General features: G+C 72.5%; 11 protein-coding genes. 9 read left to right on the top strand and 2 right to left on the bottom strand.

What is annotated here, in order from left to right; all coding sequences use genetic code 11:
* Nucleotides 1-20: 20 nt before the first annotated feature.
* The 3 genes from ACQPXD_RS32100 (at nucleotide 21) to ACQPXD_RS32090 (ending at nucleotide 3,376) form a co-directional block, all read left to right on the top strand.
* Complete coding sequence (locus ACQPXD_RS32100; protein WP_432825075.1) at nucleotides 21-1,475, top strand: ABC transporter substrate-binding protein; 1,455 nt, start codon at nucleotides 21-23, stop codon at nucleotides 1,473-1,475.
* 114 nt (nucleotides 1,476-1,589) lie between these two features.
* Nucleotides 1,590-2,465: a carbohydrate ABC transporter permease gene (locus ACQPXD_RS32095; RefSeq protein ID WP_432825074.1), complete on the top strand. Its 876-nt coding sequence runs from the start codon at nucleotides 1,590-1,592 to the stop codon at nucleotides 2,463-2,465.
* A 14-nt stretch (nucleotides 2,466-2,479) separates the two neighbouring features.
* Nucleotides 2,480-3,376 carry a carbohydrate ABC transporter permease gene (locus ACQPXD_RS32090; RefSeq protein WP_432825073.1) on the top strand — a complete coding sequence of 299 codons (897 nt, stop codon included), beginning with the start codon at nucleotides 2,480-2,482 and terminating at the stop codon, nucleotides 3,374-3,376.
* Here ACQPXD_RS32090 and ACQPXD_RS32085 read toward each other — a convergent pair.
* Nucleotides 3,366-4,274 (bottom strand): LysR substrate-binding domain-containing protein, encoded by a 909-nt coding sequence (locus tag ACQPXD_RS32085; protein WP_432825072.1) that lies wholly within the window; start codon nucleotides 4,272-4,274, stop codon nucleotides 3,366-3,368. The two genes, ACQPXD_RS32090 and ACQPXD_RS32085, sit on opposite strands and share 11 nt — an antisense overlap.
* Before the next feature lie 69 nt (nucleotides 4,275-4,343).
* Here ACQPXD_RS32085 and ACQPXD_RS32080 point away from each other — a divergent pair, with 69 nt between their 5' ends.
* From ACQPXD_RS32080 to ACQPXD_RS32060, 5 genes are all read left to right on the top strand, one after another.
* Nucleotides 4,344-5,537, top strand: coding sequence for a thiolase family protein (locus tag ACQPXD_RS32080; RefSeq protein WP_432825071.1), 1,194 nt, complete (start codon nucleotides 4,344-4,346; stop codon nucleotides 5,535-5,537).
* Nucleotides 5,534-6,190: a 3-oxoacid CoA-transferase subunit A gene (locus tag ACQPXD_RS32075; RefSeq protein ID WP_432825070.1), complete on the top strand. Its 657-nt coding sequence runs from the start codon at nucleotides 5,534-5,536 to the stop codon at nucleotides 6,188-6,190. Before ACQPXD_RS32080 ends, ACQPXD_RS32075 begins: the two co-directional genes overlap by 4 nt.
* A complete protein-coding gene (locus ACQPXD_RS32070) occupies nucleotides 6,187-6,840 on the top strand; it encodes a 3-oxoacid CoA-transferase subunit B (RefSeq protein WP_432825069.1) in 654 nt (217 codons plus the stop codon). Before ACQPXD_RS32075 ends, ACQPXD_RS32070 begins: the two co-directional genes overlap by 4 nt.
* A gap of 114 nt (nucleotides 6,841-6,954) precedes the next feature.
* Nucleotides 6,955-7,968 (top strand): hypothetical protein, encoded by a 1,014-nt coding sequence (locus ACQPXD_RS32065; protein ID WP_432825068.1) that lies wholly within the window; start codon nucleotides 6,955-6,957, stop codon nucleotides 7,966-7,968.
* Nucleotides 7,969-7,995: 27 nt separating this feature from the next.
* Complete coding sequence (locus tag ACQPXD_RS32060; RefSeq protein WP_432825067.1) at nucleotides 7,996-8,856, top strand: alpha/beta fold hydrolase; 861 nt, start codon at nucleotides 7,996-7,998, stop codon at nucleotides 8,854-8,856.
* A 255-nt stretch (nucleotides 8,857-9,111) separates the two neighbouring features.
* Here ACQPXD_RS32060 and ACQPXD_RS32055 read toward each other — a convergent pair whose 3' ends face one another.
* Nucleotides 9,112-10,023, bottom strand: a complete 912-nt coding sequence (locus ACQPXD_RS32055) for a LysR substrate-binding domain-containing protein (RefSeq protein ID WP_432825066.1) — start codon at nucleotides 10,021-10,023, stop codon at nucleotides 9,112-9,114.
* A 91-nt stretch (nucleotides 10,024-10,114) separates the two neighbouring features.
* Between ACQPXD_RS32055 and ACQPXD_RS32050 the strand changes: the two genes are divergently transcribed.
* Nucleotides 10,115-10,837, top strand: coding sequence for an SDR family oxidoreductase (locus ACQPXD_RS32050; protein ID WP_432825065.1), 723 nt, complete (start codon nucleotides 10,115-10,117; stop codon nucleotides 10,835-10,837).
* Nucleotides 10,838-11,153: the final 316 nt, after the last annotated feature.

Raw genomic sequence — 11,153 nt, 5'->3', positions numbered from 1 at the left:
TGCTGCTCAGGAGAACGATCATGAACCGACGTAGTTTGATGAAGGCCGCGATCGCGGCGGCCTTCGCACCCACCATCGGCTCCGCGCTGGCCGCCTGCGGCTCGGACGACACGTCGTCCGAGGGTTCCCAGGTGACCAGCTGGGACTGGCTGGTCAGCCAGGCCGCCTGGATGGACGAGGAGATCAAGCTCTTCCAGCAGGCGCACGGCGGCACCGCGATCAAGAAGACCACGCAGGTCACCGACAAGTATCCGGACCTGCTCTCGCTCGCCGTGCGCAGCAACACCGCGCCCGACGTGTTCCAGCTGCCGCGCACCCCGGCGATCGAGGAGCAGGTCAGCTCCGGCTGGCTGCTGCCGCTGGACAAGTGGGCCAACGACGGCTGGAAGGCCCGGTTCGGCCCCGGCTGGTTCGCCGAGGGCGGCAACGTCTTCGGCGGCAAGACCTACAGCGCACCGTTCAACGGCGCCGGCTCCAACCTGCAGCTCTACTGCCACCACGAGCTGTTCAAGCAGGCCGGCATCACCAATCCGGACGGTACCGTCAAACTCCCCAAGACCTGGGACGACGTCACCAAGACGGCGGAGGCGATCACCGCCAAGTCCGGCGGCAAGGCCTTCGGCCTGGGCTTCGGCAACGCCAGCAACGGCGCCCTGGCCTGGCTCGTCGAGCTGTTCTGCCGCGGCGCCGGCTCGGTCGGCGGCACCAACTCCCTCGACTACCGGGTCGGCAAGTGGACCTACGGCAGCGACCGCAACTACGCCGACTTCCTGGGCCTGCTGCTGGACTGGAAGCAGCGGGGCTTCATCTTCCCCACCTCGATGAGCATCTCCGACGAGCAGGCCCGGGCCTTCTTCTCGCAGGGCAAGTTCGGCATGATCGTCAACGGCGTGTGGAGCCAGGCGACCTGGACCCAGGCGAAGTTCACCGACTACAGCCTGGTCACGCTGCCCTCGCCGACGGAGACGCCGCAGGGGTACTTCTACTACGGCCAGGGCAGCAGCAGCCGGATGTTCGGCATCTCCGCCAAGGCCGCCAACCCCGACGCGGCCTTCGCCTGGCTCGACTGGCTCTACAGCAAGGACGCCGGCCGGCGCTGGGTCAAGGCGGGCCTGGGCCTGTCGGTCTATCCGGAGAACAACGACCCGTCGCTGGTCACCTTCGCGCCGTTCGCGCAGTATGTCGGCACCGCGAAGACCAACCTGCCCGGGCCCGACCCGAAGGTGCGCAACCCCGAGGTGGCCAAGGTGAAGGTCGCCAGCGTCAAGCCGGACATCAACGACGTGGCCGCCGGTCTCTACACCGGCCAGCTCAAGGACGTCGGCGCGGCGCTGCGCGACCTGGAGGGGCGGCTCAACAAGGCCCAGGACGACGCGATCGCGGCCGCGGCGGGCGCGGGCGCGAAGGTCTCGGCGGCCGACTTCACGTTCGCCGACTGGGACCCGACCAAGCCGTACCAGAACAAGACCTCCTGATCCGGGGCGGCCGCCGGGTTGCACGCCGACCCGGCGGCCGTCGAACCGACGAAAGCTGAGGACCCCGTGCGCCGGATATGGGCCGCCCGCTGGTCATACGTATACGTACTGCCGATGATGACGCTGCTCGTGGTCTTCATCGTCTATCCCATCGGGGCGTCGCTCGGGTACACCCTCTACCGGTGGAACGGCATCGGCGACCCGAGCCAGTACGTCGGCCTGGACAACTTCCGGCGGATCATCGGCGACGCCATCTTCTGGGGCGCGGTGCGGCACACCTTCCTCTACGTCGCCGTCGTGGTGCCGGTGCAACTCGTGCTCGCCCTGGCCCTCGCGCTGGTGCTCAACCAGCAGCGGCTGCGGTTCACGTCGTTCTACCGCACGGTGTTCTTCCTCCCGGTGGTCACCTCGGCGGCGGTCGTCGGCGTCGTCATCCAGCTGCTGTTCTCCAACTTCGGCGACGTCATCAACGGCATCCTGCGCGACCTGCACGTCATCCACGGCTACGTCGACTGGCTGGGCGATCCGCGCTTCGCGATGGGCATCATCATCGTGGTCGGCATCTGGCAGACGCTCGGCTACAACCTGGTGTACTTCCTGGCCGGCCTGCAGACCATCCCCGAGGAGCTCTACGAGGCCGCCAAGCTCGACGGCGCCGGCGCGATCGCGCAGTTCCGCTACGTCACCGTGCCGATGCTGCGCTCGGTCGGCGCGGTGATCCTGCTGCTCGCGCTCGTCGGCTCGTTTCAGGTCTTCGACATCGTGCAGGTGCTCACCAACGGCGGCCCGTATTTCGCCACCGAGGTCGTCAACACCTACATCTACCACCTGGCGTTCGGCGGCAGCGGCGGGGCCGACCCCGACGTCGGCCTGGCGTCGGCGGCCTCGTTCTTCTACGGGATGCTGCTGATCACGGTCTCGGTGGTCCAGGTCGTCGTCCTGCGCTCGCTCGCGCGGCGCAGGGCGGGTAAGCCTGCGCGGCAGCAGTAAGGAAGGGGTCCCGCATGTCTTCCGTGGCCACGATGCCCGTGACCGAACCCGCGACGAAGCCGGCGCCGGCGCCCCGGCGGCGCCGCCGGCCCAGCCTGGCGATGATCATGACCCATGCCGTCCTGCTGGTCTGCGGCCTCGCCTGGATGTATCCGTTCCTGTGGACGCTGGGCAGCTCGCTCAAGGACACCGACGAGTTCTTCGGCCGCGGCCTCAACCCGCTGCCCTCGCAGCTGCTGTGGAGCAACTACCAGCAGGCGTGGGCCGAGGCCTCGTTCGGCACGTACTTCGTCAACACCCTGCTCATCACGCTCGGCACCTGCGCCGCCACCCTCGTGGTCACCGCGATGGCCGGCTACGTGCTGGCCCGCGCCCCGTTCCCCGGCCGCAGCCTGTGCCTGTTCCTCATCTCGGCGACGCTGTTCCTGCCGCACGGGTACACGATCATCCCGATCTTCGATCTGATGGACCGGCTGGGCCTGCTGAACTCGCTCTTCTCGATCATCATCGTGCAGGCCGCCGGCGGCGTCGTCTTCGGCACCTTCCTGTTCATGGGGTACTTCCAGACGATCGACAAGGAGCTGGAGGACGCGGCCCGCGTGGACGGCGCCGGCTTCCACCAGACCTTCTGGCGCATCATGCTGCCGCTGTCCGGCCCGATGCTCGCCACCGTCGGGCTGTTCACCGCGATCAGCGCCTGGAACAGCTACTTCATCCCGCTGGTGTTCACCCTGGCCCGCCCGGAGCAGCGCACGCTGTCGGTCGGCATGTATGCGTTCATCGGCGAGAACTCGACCCAGTGGACGCTGCTGTGCGCCGGCTCGGTCATCACCCTGGTCCCGATCATCGTGCTCTTCGTCCTGCTGCAACGCTTCTTCGTCAACGGCCTGGCCGGCGCCATCAAGGCCTAGCGCCGGGCAGGCCCGCGCGGATGCAGGTCTCCACGATGCCGGCGACCAGGGCGACGGCGGGCGCGGGCGGCTCGGCCCGGGTGGCGATGACCAGCTCCACCGGGATCGAGGGCGTTGCCAGCGGGCGGTAGGCCACGCCGTCGATGCGCAGCGCGCGCACCGACTCGGGCAGCAGGGCCACGCCCAGCCCGGCCGCGACGAAGGTGACCAGCGTCGACGTCTCGCGCACCTCGATCACCTCCGCCGGGTGGAATCCCGCCGCACGGCAGGTGTCGATCATGCATTGGTACATCGAGGAGCGCTGCCCGGACGGGTGGGCGATGAACGGATCGCCGGCCAGCGTGGTCAGGTCGACGGTGTCCGCGGCGGCCCGGGGGTCGTCGGCGCGCAGGGCGGCGATCAGCGGCTCGCTGCGCAGCGGGGTGATCCGCAGGCCGGCCGGGTCGGCCGGGGGGCGGGTCACCGCGATGTCCACGATGTGGTCGAGCAGCGCCGCGAGCAGGTCCGGGCTGAGCATCTCGCCGCGCAGGTCCAGCTGCAGGCCGGGCAGCTCGCGGCGGACCTGCCGGGCCACGCCCGGCAGCGAGTGGTAGGTGGCGGTGCCGATGAACCCGATCGCGACCCGGCCCAGGTGGCCCTGTGCGAGCCGGGTCTGCTCGTCCTCGGCCCGGGCGAGCAGGGCCAGGATGGTGCGGGCGCGGGCCAGCAGCAGCGTGCCGGCGTCGGTCAGCTCGACCCGGCGCGTGGAGCGGATGAACAGCGGGCCGCCGAGCTCCCGCTCGAGCTGGCGGATCTGCTGCGACAGCGCGGGCTGGGCCAGGTGCAGGCGGGCCGCGGCGCGGCCGAAGTGGCACTCCTCGGCCAGCACCGTGAAGTACCGAAGCTGCCGCACATCCATAAGCGCACCCTACCAATCTGGCCCGATTCAGTATTGGAACCTCCGAGTGCCGGTGGTTAGCGTGAGGCGATGACCGGAAGTTACGTGTACGGGTCGCTGCGGACCCCGTTCGGCCGCTTCGGCGGTGCGCTCGCCGGCGTGCGCACCGACGACCTCGCCGCCGGGGTGCTGGCCGCCCTGCTGTCGCGGTATCCGCGGCTCGACCCGGCCGGCATCGGCGACATCGTGTGGGGCTGCGCCAACCAGGCCGGCGAGGACAACCGCAACGTCGGGCGGATGGCCGCGCTGCTGGCCGGCCTGCCGGTGCGGACGCCGGCCACCACCGTCAACCGGCTGTGCGGCTCGAGCCTCGACGCCGCGATGATCGCCTCGCGCACGGTGGAGACCGGCGACGCCGAGATCGTCGTGGCCGGCGGGGTGGAGTCGATGACCCGCGCGCCGTGGGTGCTGCCCAAGCCGGCCCGCGGATTCCCGGCCGGCGACGTCACCGCGGTGTCCACGACGCTGGGCTGGCGGCTGGTCAACGAGCGCATGCCGGCCGAGTGGACGGTCGCGCTCGGCGAGGCGAACGAGCAGCTGCGCGAGCGATTCGGCATCGACCGGGAGCGGCAGGACGAGTTCGCCGTCCGGTCGCACGCCCTCGCGCACGCCGCGTGGAACGACGGCTTCTACGCCGACCTGGTGACCGCGGTCCCCGGCGCCGGCCTCGACCGCGACGAGGGCATCCGCCCGGACACCGACGCCGACCGGCTCGCCGCGCTCAAGCCGGCGTTCCGCCCCGACGGTACCATCACCGCCGGCAACGCCTCCCCGCTCAGCGACGGCGCGGGCGCCCTGCTCATCGGCTCGGCGGGGGCCGCCGACCGGATCGGCCAGGAGCCGCTGGCCCGCATCGCCGGGCGGGGGACCGCCGCGACCGAGCCGCAGATGTTCGGGTTCGCGCCCGTCGAGGCGGCCGACCGCGCGCTGGCCCGGGCCGGCATCGGCTGGTCCGACGTGGCCGCGGTCGAGCTCAACGAGGCCTTCGCCGTGCAGAGCCTCGCCTGCGTCGACGCCTGGAAGATCGACCCGGCGATCGTCAACGCCAAGGGCGGCGCCATCGCGCTGGGCCACCCGCTCGGCGCGTCCGGCGCGCGGATCCTCGGCACCCTGGCCAAGCGCCTCGGCGAGAGCGGGCAGCGGTGGGGCGTGGCGGCCATCTGCATCGGCGTGGGGCAGGCCCTCGCGGTGGTGCTGGAGAACGTGCGCGGGGGCCGGCCGTGACCGTCATCTGCGCGAGCCCCGACGAGGCCGTGGCCGGCGTCGCGGACGGATCCGTGGTGCTGGTGAGCGGCTTCGGCATGGCCGGCATGCCCACCGAGCTGATCGGCGCGCTCATCCGGCAGGGCGCCACCGGGCTCACGGTGGTGTCGAACAACGCCGGCAACGGCGACACCGGCCTCGCCGCGCTGCTGGCCGCCGGGCGGGTGCGCAAGGTCATCTGCTCGTTCCCCCGCCAGTCCGACTCGTGGGTCTTCGACGGGCTCTACCGCGCCGGCCGGATCGAGCTGGAGGTGGTGCCGCAGGGCACCCTCGCCGAGCGCCTCCGCGCCGCGGGCGCGGGGATCGGCGCCTTCTACTGCCCCACCGGCGCCGGCACGCTGCTCGCCGAGGGCAAGGAACACCGGGAGATCGACGGGCGCACCTACGTCCTGGAGTACCCGATCCGGGGCGACCTCGCCCTGGTCGGCGCGCACCGGGCGGACCGGATGGGCAACGTGGTCTACCGCAAGACGGCCCGCAACTTCGGCCCGGTGATGGCGACCGCGGCGGCGACCGTCGCCGTGCAGGTCCACGAGATCGTCGAGACCGGCAGCATCGACCCGGAGGCCGTGGTGACGCCAGGTATCTACGTCGATCGGGTGGTGCGGGTGTGAGCGGGCGTACCAAGGAACAGATCGCGGCCGGCGTGGCGCGGGACATCCCGCCCGGCGCGGTCGTCAACCTCGGCATCGGCCTGCCGACGCTGGTCGCGCAGTACCTCGACCCGGCCGCCGGGGTCGTGCTGCACACCGAGAACGGCATGCTCCACATGGGACCGCCGGCCACCGGCGGCCCGGACGACCCGATCGACGAGGACCTCATCAACGCCGGCAAGATCCCGGTCACCGAGCGGCCCGGCGCCTCCTACTTCCACCACGCCGACTCCTTCGCCATGATCCGCGGCGGCCACATCGACGTGTGTGTGCTCGGCGCCTTCCAGGTCTCCGCCGGCGGCGACCTGGCCAACTGGCACACCGGCGGCGCCGGCGCCATCCCCGCCGTCGGCGGCGCCATGGACCTGGCCACCGGCGCCCGGCGGATTTTCGTCATGATGACGATGTTCGCCAAGGACGGCACCCCCAAGCTGGTGCCCGCGTGCACCTACCCGCTGACCGGCCGCGGCTGCGTCGACCGGATCTACACCGACGTGGCCACGATCGACCTCACCGGCGGCACGGCGGTCGTGCGGGAGCTCTTCGGCGTCTCGTACGACGAACTCGCCGAGCGCCTCGAGGTCCCACTGGCCCCCGCCGACCCGGTCTAGCGCCGGGCCGCGGTCTCCTCGCCCGGCCGCCGGTCGGCACTGGGGTTAACCCCCGAGCCGGTCCGGGGGCGGATCGGATGGTTCCCCGGACGGCATTCGCCCAGGCTGATGGCCATGACCCTGCTCACCACGGCGGTCCGCGCGATGCGCGGCTGGCACCGCCCGCTGCTCGCCAACGCGACGCTCATGTTCACCCTGGCGCTGGTCTGCGCCGCCGGCGTCCTCGCCGACGACCGCCTGCTGCTGGACGAGCCGATCTGGGTGAAGCCGCTGAAGTTCGGCTTCGCCATGGGGGCCTACGCCCTGACCCTGTCGTGGCTGCTCACCAAGCTGCGCAGGGGCCGGCGCCTCGGCTGGTGGCTCGGCACCGTGTTCGCCGTCGCCGGGGTGCTGGACGTCGGCGCCGTCGCCTACGCGGCCGCGCGCGGCACCTTCAGCCACTTCAACGAGAACACCGACCCGGTCGCCCGGACCGTGCAGACGGTGTTCTCCTTCGGCATCATGCCGCTGCTGCTCACCACGCTGGCCATCGCGATCCTGGTGCTGATCCAGCGCACCGGTGACCGCGCCCTGACCCGCGCCCTGCGCGCCGGCCTCGGCCTCGCCCTGGCCAGCATGATCGTGGCCCTGTGGCTCAGCCAGTCCTCGGGCCCGCGGCCCCGCACGGTCACCGACGCCAACGGCCACGCGGTGTCCCTGGTCGGCGGCCACGGCATCGGCGACCCCGACGGCCACGGCATGCCCCTCACGGACTGGAGCACCACCGGCGGCGACCTGCGGGTGCCGCACTTCGCCGGCCTGCACGCCATCCAGGTGCTGCTGTTCCTCACCGCGACGCTGAGCGTCCTCGCCGCCCGCCACGCCTGGCTGCGCGACGAACGGGTCCGCGCCCGGCTGGTCGGCGTCGCCGCCCTGGGCTACACCGGCGTGTTCGCGGTGCTGAGCTGGCAGGCCAAGCGGGGCCAGTCGGTGGTACACCCGGATCGGGCGACCCTGATCGCCTTCGCCGCGGTGGCGGCGTTCACGCTCGCGTCGGCCGCCGCGGTGCTCACCACCGCCCGCCGCCGCCCCGCACCGCAAGCCACCCACGAGCCGCACGCGGAACTCTCGGGCGCCGCGGCCCGCTAGCCTCGTCGGTGAGCTTACGATCGGCCGATGTTCGAGGGTTTCGCGGACGAGCGGATCGACGTCGGGGCGGTGGAGCTGCGGGTCCGCCACGCCGGGCAGGGCCGTCCGATCCTGCTCATCCACGGCCATCCGCGCACGGGTGCGACGTGGCATCGCGTCGCGCCCCGGCTGGTGGCGCGCGGGTTCACCGTCGTCTGTCCCGACATGCGCGGCTACGGCCGCTCCGGCAAGGCGCCGATCCGCCCCGACCACGCCCAGCAGTCCAAGCGCGCGGTGGCCGGCGACCTGCTGCGGTTGATGCAGGCCCTGGGGCACGCCGGCTTCGCCGTGGCCGGCCACGACCGCGGCGGCTACGTGGCGCTGCGGCTGGCCCTCGACCACCCCGACGCGGTGCGCCGGCTGGTGGTCATCGACGGCGTGCCGATCAGCGAGGCCCTCGCGAGGTGCGACGCGAAGTTCGCCCACGACTGGTACCACTGGTTCTTCTTCGCCCAGCCGGACAAGCCCGAGCGCGCCATCGGCGCCGACCCCGACGCCTGGTACGCCGAGGCCGGCCCGCAGACCATGGGCGCCGGGAACTACCGGGAGTTCCGCGAGGCCATCCACGACCCGGCCACCGTCCGCGCGATGCTGGAGGACTACCGCGCCGGCCTCGGCATCGACCGCGAGCACGAGGAGGCCGACCGCCGCGCCGGCCGTACCGTCCGCTGCCCGGCCCTGGTGCTGTGGTCGACCCGCGACGACATGGAGGACCTGTACGGCGATCCGCTCGCCGTCTGGCGCCCGTGGGCCGGCGACCTGCGCGGCCACCCGATCGACTCCGGCCACCACGTCGCCGAGGAGAACCCGGACGCCCTGACGGCCGCCCTGGCCGGCTTCCTCACCTGACCATCCGGCGCCGTCACCGGCAACACACCGCGGTGGGCGGCCGGGCGGGCGGCGCCCAAGCTGCTGGTGCCGATCGATCCGGCAATCGGGTGGACCCGGGCGGACGTGAACCTGATCCTCGACCGGATGACGGGCCTGCCTCGGTGAGCCGGCGCGGTGCGCGCCGGCGCGCGGGTCCACCGGCTCGGCCACCACGCGGCCGTCCGGCGCGCTGCGGGGTGGCCGGGGACCGCGAGGTGCCGCGGCGGTCGTGGCTCAGGCGGCCGGGCCGGGGTGGGGGCGCCGCACCAAGTTCGCGGGGACGCCCTGCAGCAGGGTGGTGGCGATCTCGTGGAAGTCGTCGAGCAGCCGGGATCGCTCGCCGGCCCGGGTGGCGAGCACGACGCGGCACGGCTCGATGCCGTCCACCAGCACGGCGGTGAGGTCGGGGCGCAGCGCGGCGAACTCGTTGCCGGCCGGGGCGAGGGCCAAGGCGTCGCCGGCGGCGACCAGCTCGAGCTTGTCCTCGACGGTTGTGGCGAGCGGGCCGTCGGGGGCCGGTTCGCCGCCGGGGCGCGGGTCGATGCGCCAGAAGGCGTCCAGCTCGGGGTCGGACGTGCGGACCAGCGGCTCGTCGGCGAAGTCGGCCAGGCCGATCGACTCCTTGCCGGCCAGCCGGTGCGTCGCGGGCACGACCAGCACCCGGGGATGCTCGTACAGCACCGTCACGCTCAACCGGGCCGTCGGGAACGGCAGCCGGGCGACGGCCGCGTCCACGCGGTGGTCGAGCAGTGCCACGGGGACCTCCGGCGGCGCCAGGTGCCGGGTGTGCACGCCGGCGCCGGGGTGCCGGCGGCGCAGTTCGCGCACCGCCGCGGTCACGATGAGATTTCCGGTGTACCCGATGGTCAGGGCGCCCGGCCCGCCGGCGGAGCGGGTCCGGGTCACCGCCCGGTCGGCGGCCCGCAGCAGGGATCGCGCCTCGGGCAGGAAGGCCGCGCCGGCCGCGGTGAGGCGGCTGCCCTGGCTCGTGCGCTCGAACAGCCGCACCCCCAGGTCCCGCTCCAGCCGCTGGATCTGCCGGCTGAGCGACGGCTGCGCGGTGCGCAGGGCGGCCGCGGCCCGGTGGAAGTTGCCGTGCTCGGCGACCACCGTGAAGTAGCGCACCAGGCGCAGGTCGACGTCCACCCGCCCGAGGCTACCCGCGATGCCTGGGCGGTATCACCCGATGATCAACAGGTCTTGGACGCGTGGGCCGCGCGATACCTACCGTGACGACATGACCTCACGCACAGCCTTGATCACCGGCGGTACCACCGGCATCGGCAGGGCGACGGCCGCGCTGCTGCATTCCACCGGGTACCGGGTCGTCGTCACCGGCCGCAACCCGGAGACGGTCGCCGCGGCCGGGCGCGACCTGCCCGACGGCGTGCTCGTCCGGCGCGCCGACATCCGCTCGCCGGCCGACACGGACGGCGTGATCGAGGAGATCCGCGACCGGTTCGGCTCCCTCGACGTGCTGTTCCTCAACGCCGGCGTTTCCCGTCCGCTGCCGATCGAGGGGTACGACGAAGCCACCTTCGACGACCTGTTCGCGGTCAACGTCAAGGGCCAGTTCTTCACGCTGCAGAAGGCGCTGCCGCTGCTCAACGAGGGCGCCAGCGTGACCTTCACGATCGGCGCCGGCCGGGGCGGCGGCGCGTCCGCCCTCTCCGCCAGCAAGGGCGCCCTGCTCGCCCTCGTGCCGTCGCTCGCGCTCGAGCTGGCGCCCCGGCGGATCCGCGTCAACGCGGTCAGCCCCGGCGCGGTGACCACCGAGATCTGGGACAAGCTGGGCGTTCCGCCCGAGGCCCGCGGGGCCGTGGCCGCGCACATCCCGTTCGGCCGGTTCGGCACCGCCGAGGAGGTCGCCGAGCTCGTCGCGTTTCTCGCCTCGCCGCGGGCCGCCTACATCACCGGCCAGGACATCGCCGTGGCCGGCGGCACCGGCCTGCCGGCCTGACGCCGGATCACGTCCGCCGGCGCGGTGTACGGAGGCGGTCAGCGCTTGATCGTGTTGGTTGATGGGAGGCGGCGGTCGGTTCGGTGGTTTACGCGCCGTGCCGCACGGCGCAGCGACACGAAGTCTCCGCGATCATGCCGAACCAGACACCGACACCAACGGTTTTTCATGATCACGGAGTGGCGATGTACCCCCGTGTACCACAAGTCTCCAGGATCATGAAAAACCCGTGCCACGCCACTGCGAGCATCATGAGCACGGAGACATACATCCGCCCGCCGTGCCGCCCGGGGTCGGCGCGAGGACCGCTGTGCCC

Source organism: Dactylosporangium sp. CA-092794 (assembly GCF_050948465.1).
Taxonomy (GTDB): domain Bacteria; phylum Actinomycetota; class Actinomycetes; order Mycobacteriales; family Micromonosporaceae; genus Dactylosporangium.
The sequence above is the reverse complement of the archived record's forward strand: the minus strand, read 5'-3'. Positions and strand labels throughout refer to the sequence as shown.

What these genes read in the sequence shown, in the direction of transcription:
- ACQPXD_RS32100 (WP_432825075.1), top strand. Translation starts at nt 21, where the DNA reads ATGAACCGACGTAGTTTGATGAAGGCCGCGATCGCGGCGGCCTTCGCA.
- ACQPXD_RS32095 (WP_432825074.1), top strand. Translation starts at nt 1,590, where the DNA reads ATGATGACGCTGCTCGTGGTCTTCATCGTCTATCCCATCGGGGCGTCG.
- ACQPXD_RS32090 (WP_432825073.1), top strand. Translation starts at nt 2,480, where the DNA reads ATGTCTTCCGTGGCCACGATGCCCGTGACCGAACCCGCGACGAAGCCG.
- ACQPXD_RS32085 (WP_432825072.1), bottom strand. Translation starts at nt 4,274, where the DNA reads ATGGATGTGCGGCAGCTTCGGTACTTCACGGTGCTGGCCGAGGAGTGC.
- ACQPXD_RS32080 (WP_432825071.1), top strand. Translation starts at nt 4,344, where the DNA reads ATGACCGGAAGTTACGTGTACGGGTCGCTGCGGACCCCGTTCGGCCGC.
- ACQPXD_RS32065 (WP_432825068.1), top strand. Translation starts at nt 6,955, where the DNA reads ATGACCCTGCTCACCACGGCGGTCCGCGCGATGCGCGGCTGGCACCGC.
- ACQPXD_RS32060 (WP_432825067.1), top strand. Translation starts at nt 7,996, where the DNA reads ATGTTCGAGGGTTTCGCGGACGAGCGGATCGACGTCGGGGCGGTGGAG.
- ACQPXD_RS32050 (WP_432825065.1), top strand. Translation starts at nt 10,115, where the DNA reads ATGACCTCACGCACAGCCTTGATCACCGGCGGTACCACCGGCATCGGC.